Consider the following 20,258-nt stretch of genomic DNA (forward strand, 5'->3'; position numbering starts at 1 on the left):
ATGACTGCGCCGTCACCGGAGAGACCCGGCCCAGGCCCGGACCGTAGCTTCCTCGGCACCGGGTGGTCCTTCCCCGTCACCCTCGACGGGGACGGGGGCGTTGCCCTGGCCGGCCACGAGGAGGACGTCCGGCAGTCCGTCCTGATCATCCTGAGCACGAACCTCGGCGAACGGGTGATGCGGCCCGTGTTCGGCTCCGACGTGCGTCGGTTCGTCTTCGACTCGGCCTCCACCACCAGGCTGGCCCTGCTCCAGCACCGCGTGACCGAGGCGCTGGTCCGGTGGGAGCCACGCATCGACGTCGACGAGGTCACCGTGACCGTTCCGCCCAGCACCGTCGCACGGGTCGACGTCGACATCGCCTATCGGGTGCGCGCCACGAACACGTTCTACAACCTCGTCTACCCGTTCTACCTCGACGAGGCCCACGGCGACGCGACCGTGGACACCGCGCAGCGCAGGCAGGGGGTCGCCGGATGAGCAGCCATCCTCCCCGCCGCTCCCCCGACCTGCGGCGCACCGCCGACGAGGTCGCCGACGAGCTCCTGCGACGACGCCCGGGCTACGTCCCGGCCTGGTCGGCCCGGCCCGGCGACCCCGGACGTGCCGTCCTGGCGGCCGAGGCAACGATGGCCGCCTCCCTGTGGGCACGGGTCGACAAGGCGCCGGACAAGCACAAGATGGCCTTCCTCAGCTCCCTGGGGATCGACGCCCTCCCGCCGGCCGCCGCCCGCGCACCGGTGAGGTTCGACCCGCTCCCCGCCCCGCCCGGTCTGTCGGACCGCGTCACGGTCGGGGCCGTCATCCCCGCCGGGTCCGCGGTGGGGGCTCCCGCGCCCGACGGCGGACACGTCGCCTTCCGCACCGAGCACGACCTCGGCATCAGCCCCAGCGTGCTGGCCGAGGTCCGGTCTGTCGTGCCCGGGAGTGACGCCGTCGCCGACCACACCACCGAGGCCCTGGGAGGCCGCCCCTTCGCCCCGTTCACCGGTGCCCAGCCAGTGCGCCGCGCCCTGTACCTGGGGCACGACCGGCTCTTCGCCCTCAAGGACGAGGCGACGATCACGGTCGAGATCGAGCTGGCCCAGGACTCCCGGGTCCCTCTGCAGCTGACCTGGTCGGTGTGGGACGGCACCGTCTGGCGCGCCTTTCCCGCCGACCAGGTGACGGACCTGACCGACACCCGCACCGCCCGCGACGAGCCGGCGCGCAGCCTGGGCCGCAGCGGGACGGTCACGATGACCAGCCACGGGATCGAGTCGGCCCGGACGGAGGTCGACGGGATCCCCAGCTACTGGCTGCGCGCCCAGCTCGACTCGGTCCTCGGCCCCGCGGACCCGCTCGCGCTGCCGCAGATCGACCAGATCAGGGTTGCCGTCACCCTGGGCAGCGCGAGCACCCCGGTCACCTTCCCCCTCACCACCCTCCTCGTCGACGGTTCACCCGTCGACCCGACACTGCCCTTCCTGCCCTTCGGTCCCGCCCCTGACCGGACGTCGGTCCTGTACGTCGACGCGACCGAGGTGGTCGCGGCCGGCACCGCCACCGCCGACCTCGTCGTCGCGACCAGCCCCTCCACCGGCCGCGCGCCGACCGCGGACCCGGACCTGCTGTTGGAGTACTGGAACGGTCGCGGGTGGGTCGACCTCGTCCCCGGCGGCATGTTCACACCGGAGGCGGACAACGTCCGCAACGTCCTGCCGGTGACCCTTCCGACCGACTGGCTGCCGTCGCAGGTGCAGGAGGAGACGGGCACGTGGGCGCGGCTACGGCTCGCCCCCGGCAGCAGCTATGCGGGCACGCGGGAGATCCAGATCGGCTCGGACACGGTCGAGGTGCCGGAGAGCGCCCCGGTGCTCTTCTCCGACCTGCGTGTCGAGGTCCGCGGCCGGTCCCCTGCCACGGCGGCGGACCACGTCATCACCTTCGACGGCTCCCTGCACCGCGAGCGCACCGAGGCGGCCCGCTGGCGCGGGACACCGTTCCTACCGTTCACCCCGCTGGAGGACCGGACGCCGGCGCTGTACCTCGGCTTCGACGGGCCGCTGCCGGCCGCCGACCTGGGGCTGCTGTTCGAGATCGAGCCGCCCGCCGACGGCAACGGTGCCTCTCCGGCCGACCACGAGCTGCTCTGGGAGCGCTACGACGGCCGGGGCTGGACGACGCTTCCCGTCGAGGACGGCACCGACCACCTCACCGACACCGGCCTGGTCCGCCCCACCTGGCCCGGCAACCGCCCGCTGCGGCGGGTGGGGCCGGCACGCGCCGTCGGGACGACCGTCACCACGCTCACCCCCGCCGACGCGGCCCGGTTCGAGGCCGGAGAGCTCGTGCACGTCCGGGACGAGAACGGCGGGGAGCTCGTCACCGTGGCGAGTGTCGCCGGCCGGACGATCACCCTCAGCCGACCGCTGCGGGACGAGCACCCCCGGGCGACCGTCGAGGACCCCGAACCACCGTTGTTCGGGACGCCGCGCACCTGGCTGCGGGCCCGGCTGACACCCGGCAGCCCGCTGCCGGACGTCACCGTGAACCGCGTCGTCCCGAACGTCGCCTGGACCACCCAGTCGCGGCCGGTGAACGGGGAGGTGCTCGGCTCCGGGACGGGCCGGCCGAACCAGCGCCTGTTCTCCACGAACGCCCCCCTGCTGCCCGGCCTCGTCGTCGAGGTCCGGGAGCTGGACGGGCCACGGTCCCGGACGGACCTCCCGATCCTGGAGCGGGAGCTGGCGGGGAGCGCCCACACCCTCGTCGTGGAGCGGGCCGACGACGGGTCCCCGACCGCGGTGTGGGTGCGGTGGACGGTCCGCCCCAACCTCACCTCCTCCAGCCCAACCGACCGGCACCTCACCGTCGACCTCGCCACCGGGGTCCACCGGTTCGGCGACGACCGGCACGGGCGGGCACTGCCCACCGGGGCGGACAACGTGCGGCTGACCGGTACGTCCGGTGGGGGCCCCGAGGGCAACGTGGCCGCAGGGGCGATCGCCAACCCCTTGTCCGCGATGCTGGTCGGTGCTCTGTCCAACCCCGTCGCGGCGAGCGGTGGTGCGGCGGCCGAGACGGCGGAGCGCGTGATCCTCCGCGCGCCCCACGTCGTGCGCCACCGCTTCCAGGCCGTGACGGAGTCCGACTACGGTGCGCTCGCCCTGGAGGCCTCGCCCGAGGTGCTGCTCGCCACGGTGGTCGCTCACCCGGACGACCTGGGAGGCACCCTGGCGGTCCACGTCCTGCCCGAGTCCCACGCCACGCCGCCGGTCCCGTCGGCCCAGCTGCTCGAGAAGGTGCGGCGCCACCTCGTCCGCCGGTGCCCGCCCGGCGCACTCGTCGGGCTGACGGTGACCGGCCCGGTGTTCGTCGCGGTCGGCCTGGAGGTGACGGTCGCCCTGCGCCGGCCGACGCCCGGCAACGTCCGCCCCGGCAACCCGCTCGACCGCGTCGCCGCCGCGGTGCGTTCCTACCTGCACCCGGTGACCGGGGGGCACGGCTTCGGCGCCACCGTCCACCCGGCCCGCCTGGCCGGCCTGCTCGAGAACCATCCCGACGTCGACCACGTGGAGAGCTTCACCGTCCTCGTCGGCGGGCGGGTCGCCGGCACCAGCCACCAGCTCGGACGAGCCGAGCTGCCGGTGCCCGGCCCGGTCACGCTCACGCTCACCAGGCCGGAGGTGCACTGATGGCTCTACCCGTGGAGGTCCTCGACGACCTGAGGTGGGTCCAGCTCGTGCAGGAGGCGCGGGACCGGCTGCCCAGCACGGCACCGACGTGGACCGACCACAACGTCCATGACCCCGGCATCACCATCCTGGAGCTGCTGGCCGCGAAGGTCGAGGCGCTGTCCTACCGGTCGGACCAGATCCCGGCGGGCCACCGCGAGATGTTCCTGCGCCTGCTCGGGCTGCGGTCGCGGCCGGGCGAGCAGCTCGAGGACACCCTCAACCGGGCCGCGGCCATGCTCTGGGCCCACGAGCGGCTCACCGAGGCGCTGGGCGATGCTGACTCGTGCGACGACCTCGACCGGCAGGTGCTCGATGGCCTGCCGGTGCCCTCGCGCGCCGTCACCTGCGCCGACCTCGAGCGGGTCGCCCTCGCCACGCCGGGCGTGGACGTGGCTCGAGCCCGCGCGTGGGCGAACGTCGACCTGGCCCTGCCCTGCCAGCTCGCGCCGGGCACCGTCTCGGTGATCGTCAGCCCGCGCGCCCCGGACCACCGCCCGGCGCTCTCGCCCGACGACCACGAGCGGGTCGTGCGGCACCTGGACAGGTACCGCACCGTCGGCACCCGGGTCCGGGTGTTCGGGCCCAGCTACACGGAGGTGCACGTGACGGCGCAGGTGGTGCTTCGCCCGGGCGCGCACCCGGCTCGGGCCGTGGCCGCAGCCGGGGACGCGCTCCGCGGGTTCCTGCACCCCTTGCGCGGAGGTTCGGACGGGCGTGGCTGGCGTTTCGGTCGCGACGTCTACCAGAGCGAGCTCATGGCCGTCGTCGGCGCGGTCCCCGACGTCGACCTCGCAGCCTCGGTCACCGTGCGCCGGGGAGGGTGCCGCTGCCTCCGGCCCGGCGCGTCCTGCACGTGCGGGACCGGGTGCGGCAACGTCTGTGTGCCGGCCGGGGACCTGGTCGCGCTCGGTGACGTCGACGTCACTGCCGTCGGCGGACGGGCGGGCACGTCATGACCGGATCCACCGCACCACGCGTGTTCGAGTCCAGGACGGTGCTCGGGGACCTCGCCGTGGACCGCGTGTCGCTGCGGACCGCGAGCGCCGACGCGCACCACGTCGCGAAGGTCCACGGCCGCTACGGCGTGGCCGGCGGGCTGGAGGCCCGCGTCACCGGAGGCCGGGTCGAGGTCTCGGCCGGGGAGGCGTTCACCCCGCGGGGGGACTTCGTGGTCCTGCGGCAGGTGGCCCTCGTCGATCCTCCGGCCACGCCCGGGCGGTACCGCCTGTGGCTCGGCCCGGACGCGAGGGTCACCGCCCGGCCAGCCACGGCGTCGGCCCGACCCTCGGACGTGCCGCTCGGTCTCCTGCGGGCCGCCGCTGTCCCGTCCGGGCCCCACGCGACGGTCGAGTGGGTGCCACCCGTCAGTCACGAGGGACGCAGCCTGGTCCCGGCACCGGTGCGACCGCACATCGGAGTCGGCCGTGAGCTGTTGACCCTGGACGACCTGGAGGTCGACGAGTGGCGGCACACGCTCGAGCGGCAGGTCCGTACCGCGGACGCCGCCTTCGCCCGCCCGCCGCTGTACTTCGTCTCCGTCTCTCTCGCGGACGGTGGCGCGATCGCCGTCCAGCGCGAGGTCCGCGGGTGGTTCACCACGATCTGCCGTCCCACGTCGACCAGCTTCACGCTCACCCTCTTCCTGCACATCACCGCCGCGGCCTTCCAGACGCTCCGCGACGGGTCCCGCTCCGCCCGTGACGGCACGGACCGGGCGGTCCTGCTCGACGTCTCCTGGGTCGGCGTCGACACCCGCCGCGAGCAGGTCACACCGGCTGACCTCGCCGACTGCTCCGACAAGCCACCGATCCCGCCCCCGGTGATCGGCTAGAGACGGAAGGACAGGCCTGATGGTGCTCCCCACCGGCCCGCGACGGGCGTCCTACTTCGCTGGGCAGTCCCTGACCGCACGGACGCTGAACGACAACCTGGCCACCGAGTGGGCGCGTCGGTGGGCGCACAACAGGTTCCTGCACGGCGCCGGGATCGGCCAGGGACTGACGGTGACCGCCACCGTCGGCCAGGTGGAGGTGACCGTCGAGCCGGGGTACGGCATCGACCCCGAGGGCCACGAGATCGTGCTGGTCGCACCGGTGACGGTGCAGGTCCCTCCCGTGCCGGGCCCGACCGACTACGTACTGGTGTGTCGCTTCGACCCCGACCCCACCGGCTTCACCGACACCGGCCTGTGCGGCGCGGACGGGGTGAGCGCGTGGATGGACGAGCCGCTGGTGGAGTTCGTCCCCGCGACCGACTTCCCCGGTGCGGCCGGGTCGGCGCTGCCGCTGGCCACGGTGCGGGTGACCGGCTGCGTGCTCAGCAGCATCAGCTTCGGGCGCCGTCAGGTGCTGGGTGAGCGGCGCCTGCCCTACGTGGACGCGGGGGTGCATCGCCCGTCACCCGCCGGCTGGGAGCTCGCCACCACCGATGCCGGGGTCGCCTACGGCCTGCGCACGGTGGCCGACACGTCCGTCGCCGGATTCCGTGGCACCCCGGACTACCAGGCCAGGCTCTCGGGGCGGCGCTGGTTCGACGTCACCGGCCCCGAGCTCTCCACCCCGGTGATGCTGTGGACCACCGAGCCGGACGTCGTGGGCGCCGGCGCCACCAGGCTCACCGTCGAGATCCTCGTCCCCACGGTCCGCGCCGGTCGGACCGATGGCACCTTCGCCGAGTTCCTCGACGGCTCCGGGCTGACGGACGAGATCACCACGCTGGTGGCGACCGAGCTGGAGTGGGCGATCACCTGGATCGGGGTGGAGGGATCCCTATGAGCACCAGCGAGGCACTGGGCGTCGGCCGGTGGACGGCCCGGTTCCCGGACCCTGCCCTGCCCGTCGTCACGACCGGGTTCGACATCGACGAGGCAGGACGGCGGCTCCTCGTCGCCTCGCTGCCCGCCTGGTCCGGTCCGTTGACGGACGGACCGGTGCCCGCGGAGGCAGCCCGCGTCCGCGGCCTGGTCTCGATCGGAGGCACCGTGCTCGCGGTGACCGAGGACCGGCACGCGGTCGACGGGTACGACTGCACGGGCGCACGGACGTCGTCACCTCTCACCGGGTTCGGCGCAGCGGCCGGACTGGCCCTGGACCGGGACGGGATGCTCCTGGTCGCCGACACCCCACGCGGCACCGTCGACGGCCGGGACGTGACGACCGGCCGGCTGCTCGTCCGGTGGGCGGGACTGGACGGGCCGGAGGACGTCATCACCCGCGGGGACACCGTCCTCGCCGTCGATGCCGACGGCCTCAAGCGGCTCACCCGGGACGGGGCCGCGGTCCTGGTCCACCGGATCGACGGGGCCCGTTCGGTCACGGTGGACGCCGCGGGCCACGTCGTCGTCGGCACCGACACCGCCCTGGTGACCGTCGTGGGTCTCGACCCCGCGGACACCAGGACGGACCGGGTCCCCGGCCTGAGCGGGCCCTTCCTCGTCCGTGCGGTCGGCGACCGTCTGCACGTCTCGGCGCCCGCTCTGGGCCGGGTCAGGGTCGTCAGCACCGCGGGCGGGGCCGCCCTGGGCGAGAGCGCCGGAACCGTGCTGGGCGTCACCACCGACCACGCGCAGGTGCTGTGGGCGTCCGACCCGGCCGTCACCCGGCACATCGTCGGTACCGTCCTGGCCGAGCGCGCGACCGCCGTCGTGGGCCCTTTCCCGCTCACCGTGGACCCCGGCGCGCGCAACCTCGCCCGCATCCGGGCCCGCGGCAGCTTCGGTGCGGGGCACGCGACGCTCACCGCCCGGTTCCTGGCCGCGGACGGTGACGTCCTCCACGGATCGCCGAGCGGGACGGCGTCCCCGGACCGGGTCGTGCGCGTCCCCTCCGAGTCGTCCTGGGCCCAGCTCGAGCTCACGGTCGTCCCCGAGGCGGGGCCGGCGCCATGGATCGACCTGGTCGAGCTCCACCTCAACGGGCCCGCCCTCATCGACGAGCTCCCGCAGGTCTACCGCGCACGCGGACGCCCGGAGGAGTTCCTCGACCCGTTCCTGCGGCTGCTCGCCACCGGCCTGGACGAGATCACCGACGCACTGGTCGAGCTCCCCATCCAGCTCGACCCCGCGACCGCCACCGACGACCTCGACGGCGACCGCTGGCTCGACTGGCTGTCCACCTGGGTCGACGCCCCGCTGGACGAAGGGTGGGACCCGGCCCTGCGGCGTCGGGTCGTCGCGGAGGCGTTCCGGTGGCACGCCCGCCGCGGCACCCCCGCGGCGCTGCGCCGGCAGATCGTCATCGAGCACGGCGTCGACGTCACCATCGACGAGCCGGCCGGACACGCGCACGTGTGGGTGCTCGGCGACCGCGCGAGCGAGCTCGGGCGCACGACGATGACGACGGCGGCCCCGGCCGAGGGCGCGGTGCTGGACCGGACCGCCGTCCTGGACCGGGCCCACCTCATCGGCCCGAACGACCGGGGGGCGCCGCTGTTCGGCGACCTGGCCCACCGGTTCACCGTCCTCCTCCCCCCGGGCATGGACAGCCCGGCCCGGCGCGCCGGGATCGCGGCCACCGTCGAGCGGGAGAAGCCCGCGCACACCCACGCCCACGTGTGCGTGCGGCCGGGCACGGTCGTGGGCGTCCGGGCCGTCGTCGGCATGACCACCGTCGTCGGCCCGAGCCCGCCGCCAGCCGCCCCCGGCGGGACCGCTCCGCCGGCCACCCCCACCCACAGCACGTCCAACCGTGCGAGAGCAGGTAACCCGACATGACACAGCACACGACCGCCCTCGCTGTACCGGCCGACCACGACCGTGGCGACGCGCTGCCGCTCCTGGAACGCAACACCTACTGGCACGGCAAGGAGATGGGGGTCGCCGAGTTCCAGCGCGACCAGGCCTACTTCCGCCACGTCCAGCAGACCCTCACCCGGCTCACCGTGGGGTGCAGCGTGCTCTGCGGCCTGGAGCTCTCCCCGCACGGGACGCGCGGGCTGGCGGTCGCTGCGGGTGCCGCCGTCGACGGGCACGGCCGCCTCGTCGTCGTCCCGGCCGCGGTCGCCGTCGACGACGCACGCACCGTGCTCGAGCCCGACTGTGCCCCGGACCCCCGGGGCACGTTCCGGCTCTGCCTCGTCCACCACGAGTGTCCTACCGCCCCGGCACGGGTCGTCGTCACCGACTGCGACACGCGCACCGAGTGCCTGCCCGGCGCGGTCCGCGAGGGCTTCCGGCTCGAGCTGCGCAGCCACCGACCGGGGTGCGCGAGCGGTGAGGCCTGCGGGTGCGGGACCTCCCCGCAGGGGTGCGGCACGGACTGTGGGGACTGCGTGACCCTCGGCACCGTCACGCTGACCCAGGACGCGGTGGCCGGGGTGACCGCCGACGGGCGCAGGGACGTCGTGCGGAACGTCGACCTGGCTGCCCGCCTCGGCATGGCGGAGGGTGAGCGCACCGAACCGCCGAGCCTGTGCCGGATCTGGCCGCCGCCCGGCCGGGTCCTCTCCCGCGAGGGCTCCCCCTCGGAGTGGGGTCGGTGGCGGCAACGACCACGTGTCGAGCTCACCTTCGACCAGCCGATCGACGTGGACCGGGTCGACGACCCCGACGACTGGCTGCGGGCCTGGGTCGCCACGGAGCACACAGCCCCCGACGGCGCTGGGACCGTCACCTTCACCCGGGTCGGACTGCGGTTCCTCCCCACGGCATCCCAGCCCTCCCCCGCCGGCCACCGGCTCGTCTACGAGTTCCGGTCCAGGGACGCGAGACGGGCCGGCTCCCGGCAGGTGGTCCTCCTCCAGGCGAGGGCGACCCCGGACTCCGGGCCGGCCGCCGCCTCCCCGACCGGGGGCATCGCCCGTATCGAGTACGCGGGCACACCGCTCACCCGGGACACCCGCGCCAGGATCTGGCGGGCCGACCGGTTCACGGCCCCCGGGACCACCCTCGACACGATCATGGGCAGCGAGCAGCCGGGCTGCTTCGGAGACCCGTACGAGGGCGGACGGGTCCATGCGGTCTTCGAGGTGGCGCCGGTCGTCGCCGGGGCCACGGCCGTCACCGCCGTGCACCCGCCCAACGCCTCCCGGATGAGCGGCACCGAGCTCACGGTCGAGCTCGCCGGGACCGGACCGCTGGACGGACTCACGCCCCGTGCGTGGATCGTCGGCCCGGACGGGCCGGCAGAGCTACCGCTCACGGCCGCCCCGCTCCCGGACGGCGCGGCAGCAGCGGTGACCGACCGCTTCCCCGCCTCGTTCGACGCGACCGTCCACGACGAGCTGAGGGAGGTCGTGCGGTTCGTCGCCGACATGACCGGCCTCGACGACGGCAGGGTGCTGGTCGTCGTCCCCGCCCACGCCGGTGAGCAGGCGGTCGGCGCGTTCGCCGGCACCTGCCTGACGGAGCCGGACGTCGCCCACGTCTACGCACACGGCCCCTCCCCCACCCACGAGCGCAGCATCCGTCCTACGCGGCTGCGGATGCCACGCACCGGCCAGACCGGTGCCTGGATCCACTGGACCTTCTACTGGGAGCACGACGATGACGACCGCAGCTGAACTGCCCACCCGCCCGGCCCCCTGCACGGCACCGTGTGAGTGCGGCGGGTCAGCACCGGGAGGAGGCGAGACCGCCACAGGCCTGGAACGGACCCGATACTTCGACCGGCAGCGCGTCGGCCCGGACGACCTGTCCCAGGACCAGCTCTACGTCGCCGACCGGCTGCGGCGGCACAACCGGTTCCTCCACGGCTGGGGCATCGTCTGCGGTCTCGTGGTCACCCGGTGCGCCACCCCGGGCACGGACAGCGAGAACCCGTGCACGGTGGGCATCAGCGCCGGCTACGCGATCGACCCGTACGGGAACGAGATCGTGGTTCCCGCCGACCTCGTCGTCGACCTGTGCCACACCGACGGCGCAGGGTCGCTGCTGTGCCCGCCCGCCAGCGACCCGTGGTGCGCCCCTGTCGCCACGTTCCCCATAGACGAACCGCGTTACCTCGCGCTCCGGCACGTCGAGATCCCCGTCAAACCCGTGCTCGGTCCCACGGGCTGCTCGTGCTCCGACACCGCCTGCGAGAACAGCCGGATCCGCGACTGGTACGAGGTGAGCCTGCTCGAGGAGCTCCCTGAGCACTACGAGCAACCCTGTCGGTCCACGGCGCACCCGTGCGCGACGGCGGCGACGTGCGCGTCGTGCCCACAGTCGGGCTGGGTCGTGCTCGCCGCGCTCACCCTGAGCCGGGAGGGGATCGAGTCCTTCGACGCCGACGGCGAGCGCCGGTACGTCGTCTCCCTCCGGGGGATGTGCTTCGACTGCGCCGCCCCGAGGGACACCCACGGGAAGACCTGGGCCATCGGCACGAAGCCCCAGACCCTGGTCGGCGTCGCGAGCGACGCGCCCGACACGACGGTCACCATCGCGCTCTACCGGGACGACACACCGGTCGAGGCGGTGCTCGCCGTCCGGGCGGCGGACCTCGTGGGAAGGAGTGTGGCCGACCTCAAGAAGGAGTGGGACACGGTTCCCCTTCTCGACTCGGCCCGGCCGACCCTGACCGGAGGTCGACCGCTGACCGCCGGGATGGTCCTCGCCCACACCCCGCTCAGGGGCGACTCGGTCATCGACGACGCCCAGGACCTCGAGGCACGGGTCGGCACACCCGTGATCGAGCTCGAGGAGTACGTCCACGCCGTCGCCGAGGCCGAGGCCGTCCTGGACCAGGCAGGGAGGAACACCTTCCGCACCGCGCTGGTCGGCGACCCGCGGCGTCTCGGCACGCTGGACGTCACAGCCCTGACGGCCGTGTCGAGGGAGAACGCCGACCGGCTCGCCGCCGTCGGCATCCACACCCTCGACGACCTGTACCGGGCGGACAAGGTCCCGAAGCTGACCGGGACCGCGACCGCGACGGTCGCCCGGGTGCGGAACCTGCTGATCGACCTGCACGGACGGGATGCGAACGTGTGAGCGACGTCGGCGTGGGCCCGCGACCGGCTCCGCGGCGAGCCGCGCCGGGTCACGCCCTCGCCGGGCGGGCGGCGCTCCGGGCTCACGAGCACGCCCCGCACGCCTCGCACGCCGAGAACGCCCCTGACCCTGAGGGTGGAGCCGTCGAGAGCCTCGAGATCGGGCCGCCGGGTGACGAGTACGAGCAGGAGGCCGACCGCTTCGCCGACGTGGCCCGGGCCCAGCCCTCCAGCCCCCCGGGCCGCCCCCGGCCCAGGGCTGCGACGGCACCGGTGACCGCGCCGACCGCCGCGAACGGCACGGAGCTCTCGGCGATCCTGTCCAGGGCACGGCCCGGTGACCCGCTGCCGCCACCCGCCCTGAGCCGGCTCTCGGCCGTCCTCGCCGCCGACCTCGGCCGCGTCCGGGTGCGCCACGACGTCGAGGCGCGCCGGGCCGCCAGGCTGCTGGGTGCGCGGGCCTTCACCTACGGCTCGCAGATCTGGCTCTCGGACCCCGCCCAGCTCACCGACCTGCCGCTCCTCGCGCACGAGGCCACCCACGTGGTCCAGCAGGGGCCCGCGGGCGTGGCGGGCCGGCCCGTGATCCAGCGGGACGCCGGGCCTGGAGAGGGAGCACCCCAGCCGCCTCCACTGTCCGAGGCCGACGGCTCGTACCCGCCCCCCGCCACCGTGGCGTACTCCGGGTTCACGAACATCACGATCACCCCCACGGGGCCCGAGCGCCCCCTTCCCGAACGTTCGTGGCAGGAGCACTACTTCTCCGTCTACGCCAAGCACCTCCTCGGGGAGCGTTACGACCGCCGGTACTGCGAGTCGTTCCTCGCCACCAACACCGACGTCGAGGTGGCGGGCGCCAGGTCGGTCTACCCGGCCTTCACGATCAGCACGGCGGTGGCGTGGCGGATCGTCCAGCACCTGCTCCGGGAGGTCGCCGGGGGCGAGGACGCCCCGGTCTGGGAGAGACTCGACATCAGCCGGGAGAACACCGAGATCCTGTACGTGGGCTGGTTCGCCTCGGCCCTGTCGCAGACCCTGGCCAGTCCGGAGTTCAGGCAGGTCGTGGGCGACCTTCCGGGGTGGTACACCCAGCCGATCGCGCTGGCCCACCTGCAGTCCCTGGCAGGGACCGTCCGGGACTGGGCACTCGAGGCCCTGCCGCTGCTGCGGCCTTCGGTCGCCCTGGGGACCGTCCTCACGCACGCCGCCGAGGGGCTCTACACCACGCTGTGGCCCGATGTGCTGGCGGTCGACGAGATCCGCATCGACGAGGCCCTGTTCGACGACCCGTCGTTCCGACGCTTCTGGGGCCTGGCACCGGTGCCCGCTCCCCAGGCGGACGGCGCGCCGTCGCGGGTCGACGGACCCGGCGACGACGCGAACGTCTCGGTGAGCGACGCGGTGCAGCTGATCCGGTTCGTCCACTCGCAGCCGGCACTGGTGGACGCGCTCGTCCGCGGCGAGCTGACGGGCGCCGGCGTCCAGGGCGACGTGCGGACGGAGCTGTGGCGGCGCTTCCAGCGCCGGACACAGGTGGCGGGCACCGCGACCGACATGCGGATGGTGGACACCCTGGGCGACCGGAACGCGCCCCCGTTCCCCTCGACGCTGACGCACGTGCCGGACCTGCACCGGTCCGAGGGCTGGGCCGCGTCGATCTCGAGCACGCACGTGTTCCGGCTCAATGTCGTCTTCGGCGACGTCTACGACCACCTGGCCGACGCGTTCGGAGGGTTCACCTACCGTTTCGAGGTGCTCCGCGTGCCGGACTCGGACGTGCGCCGGGCCGCCGACAGCAACATCGAGACCGTCCCCCAGGGCGAGCTCGACGCCGTGCTCGGGGAGACGGCCCGGCAGCCGCTCGGCAGCGGCCATCAGCCCCGCGCTCGCGACGTCCTCGGCCACCACCTCGGGCAGGAGGCCGGCTACCTCGCGGCAGACGCCCGCACCCTCGCCGAGTCCGCCACCGAGGACCTCGACCCGGCCACCATCGCCGTGGCCGTCACGACGATGATCGGCTCGGGGATCGGCGTGGGTGCGGTGACGATCGCCGGGGTCGCCGCCCTCATGCGGCTCGCCGGCTCCGTCATCCGCGACTTCGTCGGCCAGGTGACCCGCGACCGGTGCGAGGAGGAGATCTCCTTCGAGGACCTCGGCCCGGGGCTCTACCTGGTCCGGGGCATCCTCGACCCGAGGCTGGACGGCGACGACGAGGTCCGCCGGTACCCCTCGACCGCCGTCGTCCCGATCTGGATCCGGACTCAGGAGGACCTGGCGCAGCGGTCCCTGTCCTCCGCCCTGACCGACACCGACCAGGTCCAGCAGGAGCTCGACATCCTTGCCGAGCTCCTGCGCGACCCGGACCTCGCACCCGAGCTGCGGGGCATGCTCGAGGACCGCAGGGACCGCCTGAGGGACACGGCCTCCCCCGACGCCGGGCGCAGGTTGGCGCGGCTCATCCGCGACTACGAGAGGGAGTCCGCGCGGGCGGACCTCAGCGAGCTGCAACGCCGGCCGATCGTCGCGCAGCTGGAGGCGATGCGGCGGGTGATGGAGCGCCGGACCGCCCGCATCGGGACCGGCGGGCACGGCGAGATCCTCACCGTGGCCTTCGTCCCCGACACCGGGACCGCCCTCCAGCCGCTGATCGAGATCTTCTCGACCACGACGCCCGAGGAGCACAGCGTCGTCGTGGACGCCTACGAGCTGACCAGCGGGCGCGACGCCCACGGACGGGGCACGGGGAGCCACCCGGACGACCCGGTCATCCGCCGCAGGGAGGCCGTCCTCGCGGCGGTGGAGGCCCTCTTCGAGCGGTACAACGCGTTCGGTCGGGGCCACCTGAGACTGCAGATCCCCGACACACCAGGAGGGACGACGGGGCGCCAGTTCACGATCCGGGTGGAGGCCGACCCGACGGCGATCGCGATGAGCACGGTGGAGGCCGTCGCGAACGCCGCCGCCATCGCCGCCCTCGTGGCCGCGCCGTTCACCGGCGGGGCGTCCCTCGCGCTGATGGTGCCGATCGGGATGGTCGGCGCCGTGCCGGCCGCATACCGGCTGGCGGACCAGGCATCCGCGGACACGTTGCGTTTCGACGACCTCTCGACCTGGCTCGACGTCGTGGACGTGCTCAGCTCATTCGCGGGGCCGATCGGGAAGGTGGTCTCGCGCGGCACGCGCAGCGGCTCGGCCGCGTTGCGGGTGGTCGGCGCCACGGGCCGCGGTATCGCGATCGTCGGTGCCGGCGCCGACCACCTCGGGCTGATCCTGGTCAACATCCACACGCTCGCAGAGATCAGGGCCGTGATGAACGGGCCGGGGTCGGACAGCGAGAAGCGGGCCGCGATCATGATGCTGCTCGGCGGCGCCCTCCAGGCCAACGGCATGGCCGCGGGGTCCCACCTCATCGGACGTGCCGAGCAGCTGCGGAGGTCGGCCCAGCCCGGTGTCCCGGAGGGTCCGGCGGTCGGAGAGGGCACCCGAACCGTGACGGACGGGGACGTGCCTCGCCCGGGCCCGGAGGCGGACAGCCCGCGAACGACGTCGGAGGCCGCGGCGTCCCCCACGGGCGCGGAGCCGCCCGGGCCGCGTGGCGACGCGGACGTCGACCGCCGACCACCATCGGCACCCGACCCGTCACTGGCCTCGCTGCTGCCGCCCGGCGTCGCGGACGGGATCGGGTTCCGTCGGGAGCAGGCCGGTGAGTCGAACTCCGTGCGGGTGCACTTCGAGACCGATGCGTTCGGGCTGGTCCGGAGCATCGACGTCGTCGCCGGGGCTCGCGCGACCGCGGCCGACGTCCGCGCGCACGCGGGCACGATCGCCCAGCTGCGCCGCTATCAGGGCTTCGTCGGTCTGGTCCGGATCACCTTCGACCGGGTCGCGGCCGTCCTCGGCGGCACCCGGGGCCAGCCGCACCCCGACTCGCTGGCCTTCGAGGCGCTCCTCGAGCTCCACAAGCTGCCTGAGGTCATCCGTCTGCGGATGGGCGAGCTCGCCGCCGCCGTCAGCACCGGCTCTCCGCACGCGCGCGACATCGAGGCGGACATCGCCAACCTCCAGGGTCAGGTGGACTTCTACTTCGACCTGTTCCAGAACGGCTACGACCAGCCCCGGCGCGGGTACGTCGCGGCGCTGGACGCCGCGGCGTTCGCCCGGATGCGAGCTCAGGTGACCCGCCGGATCCGCCACCCGGCGGATGCCGACCTGGGCGACCGGCGGGCGTGGAACGCTCAGCTGACCCAGCGGCTGGACCGCGCCGTCGAGAGCCTCGAGCGTGCCGGCATGCTGACCGACCGCGACCGCGGCGTCATCGTCGACAGCCTCAGAGCCACGACGGCGGATGACGGGAGGGTCTCGCGCGGCACGCTGGAGGCCCGGGTACGCCGGCTGGAACGGCTGGCCGCCGGCCTCGGCGAGCACGGCGAACCGCGCCGCGACTCGCGGGTGGACCAGCTGACCGCCGACCTCGAGGAGCTGCGCCAGGGGTTCGCCGCCGGCCGGTCGGTCGAGGCGCTGCCCCGGCCGGTCGACCACACGCCGGGTGTAGTCGCCACGATGACTCAGGAGCTGACCGCCGCACAGCAGGCCCTGGACGGCCTGCGCCGGTTCGCCACGATGACCCCGGTCGAGTTCGGCCTGGCCTTCGAGCGCGCCCGTTCCCTCGTCGCCCGCGCGCGGGAGCGGCTGCGGGCCCTCGGCGACCCGCACATCAGGGGGACCGAGACACCCGGTGAGTGGGGGCGGGCGACCCGGCGTCCGTTCGACAGGTTCCAGGACGTGGAGCAGACGCAGGTGGTGGCCACGGCAGAGGGCCGCATCACCGAGGGCCTGGACAGGTCCCTGCCGGAGGTCGGCCTGGAGCGCTACACCCTCAGTGCCTCCGAGCTCGGCGGGCTCGGGGTGCGACCGGCCCTGCGCTCCCGGCTCGCCTCGTTCTTCAGGGGCTTCCACCGCGCACACATGTCCGGCCCGGGCTTCGGCTCGGAGCTGCTCCAAGGGCTGTGGTTCGCGCCCGACACCTTCAACCTTCGCACGCAGAACCGGGGCATCGAGGCCGTCATCCGCAAGGCACACGACCTGGGGTGGACGGTCGACGTCGCGATCCGGGCCCAGGGCACCCGCCTCCGGGTGCCCACCGCCGACGGGAGCGTCGAGGTCAGCGTGCTGGACTCGATCACCTACGAGGTCCAGTACTCCCCGACCAGCGACGAGCCCGGATCGGTTCGCCGCATCACCTTCGAGGTCGGCGGACGGACGGGACGGCAGGTCACGATCAGCCAGAACGACTTCGCGGGACTCGGCGAGCTCGGCCTCAGCGACGCGGACCTGGCGGTGCTGCGGGGCACGACCGGCGACGACGGGACGTCGGGTCCTGGGCAGGACATCTATGACCACCTCGAACGCGACCGCCTCCCGGACGACGCCGAGGCAGCGGGCCCGCGCCCGGACCGGGACCCGTGGCCGACTCCGACGGACGAGCTCTGATGGGCCCGTCCTGGGCCGCCGGCCGCCGGTCGCAGCAGCGGCCGGCGTCCACCGCGGCCGCGCCCTCGACCAGGGGCACGGGTCACCCGCTCGACGCGGGGACCCGCAGGTCCTTGGAGCAGCGCTTCGGGCAGGACCTGTCGACGGTGAGCGTGCACGACAACGACACCGTCGCGGGGACCGCCCGCGCACTGGGCGCCGCGGCGTACACCGTGGGCGAGTCGGTCGGCTTCGCCCGCGGGCGCTACCAGCCGGGGACGACCGGGGGGATGCGCCTGCTGTCCCACGAGATCGCCCACGTGCTGCAGCAGCGACAGGGCGGTCCCCCACCGGGGCCCGCCCACGAGGCCGAGGCGCACACGCTGACCGTCGGCCGGGGCGGCGAGCGCGGGACGACGGCGGCCACCGTGACGGGTGCGTCCCCCGGGCTGGCGAGGTCCGTCGACGAGTGGCTCGTCGGCTCCCCGGACGTGGAGTCGTGGGAGCACGCCGCCCTCGTCGACGAGATCGTCGCGCTCGAGCAGTGGAGGGACCGGCAGACCAGCTCCACCCCGGAGCTCGCGAGCGTCGAGCGGGGACTGGCCCGCCTGCGGAGCGTGCTGCAGGAGCGGGACCGCGCCCGGCGGGCCGCGGACCGGCCCGTGAAGCGGCGAGGGCCACGCTCCCGGCAGCCGGCCGCGCGAGACAGCGACCTGCCTGCTCCCCGGATCCTCACCGAACGGTCCAGCGTCCAGTACACCGAGCCGGCCGACGTCGACGCCGAGGTCGACCGGATCATGGCCGCGCTCGAACGACCGGGCCTGTCCCGTGCCGACCGCGAGGTCCTGCGCCGGGAGCTGGAGAGCCTTGCGCCCCAGTTCGGGCAGGCACGCCAGGCGGGCGCGGCGGCGCGACACGTCGAACGCGTGGCCCGGATCTTCGAGACGAGCGACACCGACGTCGTCGCCCAGCTCACGCACGTCACCGACCAGCTGGCCGCCCTGCTGCCGGACCCGCGGCAGCCCGGCGGGCTCGTCGCGTACCACCACGGGGAGCGGGTCGTCATCCCCGCCTCCGCGGTGACGCAGATGCGTGCCCGGATCGAGGAGGCGTTCCGGGACGGGGCGCGCCGGACCAGAGATCTTCGCACAACCGGGTACGTCCACTACGAGACCCAGGCCGAGGTGAACGAGGACCACCCGATCATCAGCGCCATCGCCGGGTGGCTGGGTGACGCTGAGGACCCGTCGCGGGCGATGGCGATCCAGTCGGACCTCGTCGACGCCGCCCTTGCCGGACAGGCGCTGGCACTCCTCATCGGGAACTACGGCGAGGCCGCCCGGCAGCTCGTCCTTGCGGAGACCGCCGCCAGGCGTATCGAGGTCGCCGGCCGGATGTTCAACGAGGCCCACATCCACGGGGCGCAGCGAGCCGTGATCGCCCTGGAGATCACCCGCGACGTCGCCTTCGGTGTCGCCGCCGGGCTGTCCGGCGGGCTGGCGGCCGGTGCGGTGTTCGCGGCCGGTGCGACCGGCATCGGCACGACCGCGCTCGCCCTCGGGGCAGGGTCGCTGGCCGGTGCGGGGACCCGGGGTGGGCTCGAGCTGGCGGGCGCGACCGGTGGAGAAGGGCTCTTGGCGCTCACCGACGACGCGCACAGCTTCGACACCGCCTACGTCGCCGACCGCACGTGGTCGGGTGTGAAGAGCGGCGCCATCGACGGGCTGGTCGGCGCCGGCGGCGCCCTGGTGTCCCCCGGGGTGACCAACGCCGTCGCCACCCGGTTCTTCGGCGGCCCGGCGGCGTCCTTGACGGGGTGGCGCAGCTTCGGCGCCAACGCGGTGAGCGCCGGGCTTGTCGGGGCCCCGTCGGGGATGGTCGGCACGGGTCTGGACCTGGCTGACGACCTGGTCGCCGGTCGCATCAGCGGCACGGAGCTCGGCTCGCAGATGTTCTGGGCCGGGCTGAGCGGTGGAGCCCTCGGGACGGGCACCGCGTGGGTGCCGGTCAGCGGCCTGCACCGGCGTGGGAGTGCCCTCTTCCGCCCGTCGGCGGAGCCGGTGACGCCACGCTGGATGATGGAGGGGATCGGGTTTCGCCCGTTCCAGCTGAGCCCGGACTTCGTCCCGACCGCGAACCCGCTCCGGATGCGCGAGACCTTGGCCGGGCGCTACGGGTTCACGCCGGAGGGCCCCGGGTTCGCGGCCTTCAACGCCCAGGCAGCCGCGGACCTCCCGCCCCTGGAGGCCGGCGACCAGTGGGTGCGGCTGAACGGGATGTGGCAGCCGATGTCGCTGTCGGGCCGGCCGGGGGCGCCCTACTCGGTGCACGCCCAGGGCGGCTCCTACAACGTCGTCTCCGGGGGGCGGGGCGCCCCCCAGCGGTTGCTCCAGTCGCACACGGACACGGCCCTGGCGGGCGGTACCGCCCGGCGCTCGGACCAGGCAGTCCAGCACTTCCGCGAGGTCGACGCCACCGGGGCGACGACGGCGCGGCACGGGCCGGGTCACCGCACCGCCCTGGCCGACACCCCCGACCCGTCGGTGCACCCGCTCGTCGCCACCGGCGAAGCGCCGATCAATTCGCGTCCCGACGGCACACCGGCACAGACCCTCAACGAGTCCGTCACCAACTACACGCCGGAGCCGTACAGCTCGGTGGACGCCTCCGGACGGAACGTCAGCGACTGGGGCCAGCACCTGCGGCGGCAGCTGGAGGGGCTGATCCGCTCCCGTGGCGGCGGCTACCGGCAACGGGACGCCCCCTCCAGCGCCGGCCGAGTCGCCAGCGGCTCCCGAAGCAGGGACGCGACGAGCGGCACGACCCTTGTCGAGGTGCCCGACTCCATCGTCTTCATCGAGACCAACGCCGCGGGGACACCGGTGAACGCGTGGCGGATCGACTTCAGGAACCCGCCCACGGCCAGGACCCTCGCCGCGATGGACAACGCTCCCCTCTCGACCACCTCGAGCGGCCCTGTCACCCGCGTGCCCCTCTCCGACCTCGCCGTGGCACCCGTCGGCGCGACCCTGCGGGTCAGGGTCCCGGTCGGGCAGGCAGGCGCCTACCTCGAGGAAGGACTGTCCGTCATACGGGACCTGGAAGCATCGGCACGGACAGCGCCGGGCGAGGCCACTGTGCCAGGTCCGCAGTGACAGGTGC

At 74.2% G+C, this 20,258-nt stretch carries 10 protein-coding genes; all 10 read left to right on the forward strand.

Features of this window, described 5'->3' with window-relative positions:
• Genes FE251_RS08425 through FE251_RS08470 form a run of 10 tightly spaced genes read left to right on the forward strand, consistent with a single transcriptional unit; the run spans window position 1 to window position 20,251 of the window.
• Entirely contained in the window at window positions 1-480 is a 480-nt protein-coding gene (locus FE251_RS08425) for a GPW/gp25 family protein (RefSeq protein WP_139071615.1), read from the forward strand.
• Window positions 477-3,677: a baseplate J/gp47 family protein gene (locus FE251_RS08430; protein ID WP_139948474.1), complete on the forward strand. Its 3,201-nt coding sequence runs from the start codon at window positions 477-479 to the stop codon at window positions 3,675-3,677. Before FE251_RS08425 ends, FE251_RS08430 begins: the two co-directional genes overlap by 4 nt.
• On the forward strand, window positions 3,677-4,675 hold the full coding sequence (locus FE251_RS08435; RefSeq protein WP_139948475.1) for a baseplate J/gp47 family protein: 999 nt from the start codon (window positions 3,677-3,679) through the stop codon (window positions 4,673-4,675). Before FE251_RS08430 ends, FE251_RS08435 begins: the two co-directional genes overlap by 1 nt.
• Window positions 4,676-4,695: 20 nt before the next feature.
• A complete protein-coding gene (locus tag FE251_RS08440) occupies window positions 4,696-5,550 on the forward strand; it encodes a hypothetical protein (protein WP_139071612.1) in 855 nt (284 codons plus the stop codon).
• 19 nt (window positions 5,551-5,569) lie between these two features.
• A complete protein-coding gene (locus FE251_RS08445) occupies window positions 5,570-6,493 on the forward strand; it encodes a hypothetical protein (protein ID WP_139948476.1) in 924 nt (307 codons plus the stop codon).
• A complete protein-coding gene (locus FE251_RS08450; RefSeq protein WP_168202690.1) occupies window positions 6,490-8,430 on the forward strand; it encodes a phage tail protein in 1,941 nt (646 codons plus the stop codon). The genes FE251_RS08445 and FE251_RS08450 overlap by 4 nt, the downstream gene beginning before the upstream one ends.
• Window positions 8,427-10,217 (forward strand): hypothetical protein, encoded by a 1,791-nt coding sequence (locus FE251_RS08455; protein ID WP_139071609.1) that lies wholly within the window; start codon window positions 8,427-8,429, stop codon window positions 10,215-10,217. Before FE251_RS08450 ends, FE251_RS08455 begins: the two co-directional genes overlap by 4 nt.
• The gene (locus FE251_RS08460; protein ID WP_139948478.1) at window positions 10,201-11,628 is read left to right on the forward strand and encodes a hypothetical protein; all 1,428 of its coding nucleotides are present in this window, start codon (window positions 10,201-10,203) and stop codon (window positions 11,626-11,628) included. Before FE251_RS08455 ends, FE251_RS08460 begins: the two co-directional genes overlap by 17 nt.
• Entirely contained in the window at window positions 11,625-17,117 is a 5,493-nt protein-coding gene (locus FE251_RS08465) for a polymorphic toxin type 4 domain-containing protein (RefSeq protein ID WP_139948479.1), read from the forward strand. Before FE251_RS08460 ends, FE251_RS08465 begins: the two co-directional genes overlap by 4 nt.
• Entirely contained in the window at window positions 17,117-20,251 is a 3,135-nt protein-coding gene (locus FE251_RS08470; protein ID WP_139948480.1) for an eCIS core domain-containing protein, read from the forward strand. The genes FE251_RS08465 and FE251_RS08470 overlap by 1 nt, the downstream gene beginning before the upstream one ends.
• Window positions 20,252-20,258: the final 7 nt, after the last annotated feature.

Source organism: Georgenia wutianyii (assembly GCF_006349365.1).
Classification (GTDB): domain Bacteria; phylum Actinomycetota; class Actinomycetes; order Actinomycetales; family Actinomycetaceae; genus Oceanitalea; species Oceanitalea wutianyii.

Excerpts from the sequence above, each read along its gene's own strand:
- FE251_RS08425 (WP_139071615.1), top strand. The coding sequence starts at position 1 with ATGACTGCGCCGTCACCGGAGAGACCCGGCCCAGGCCCGGACCGTAGC.
- FE251_RS08430 (WP_139948474.1), top strand. The coding sequence starts at position 477 with ATGAGCAGCCATCCTCCCCGCCGCTCCCCCGACCTGCGGCGCACCGCC.
- FE251_RS08435 (WP_139948475.1), top strand. The coding sequence starts at position 3,677 with ATGGCTCTACCCGTGGAGGTCCTCGACGACCTGAGGTGGGTCCAGCTC.
- FE251_RS08445 (WP_139948476.1), top strand. The coding sequence starts at position 5,570 with ATGGTGCTCCCCACCGGCCCGCGACGGGCGTCCTACTTCGCTGGGCAG.
- FE251_RS08450 (WP_168202690.1), top strand. The coding sequence starts at position 6,490 with ATGAGCACCAGCGAGGCACTGGGCGTCGGCCGGTGGACGGCCCGGTTC.
- FE251_RS08455 (WP_139071609.1), top strand. The coding sequence starts at position 8,427 with ATGACACAGCACACGACCGCCCTCGCTGTACCGGCCGACCACGACCGT.
- FE251_RS08460 (WP_139948478.1), top strand. The coding sequence starts at position 10,201 with ATGACGACCGCAGCTGAACTGCCCACCCGCCCGGCCCCCTGCACGGCA.
- FE251_RS08470 (WP_139948480.1), top strand. The coding sequence starts at position 17,117 with ATGGGCCCGTCCTGGGCCGCCGGCCGCCGGTCGCAGCAGCGGCCGGCG.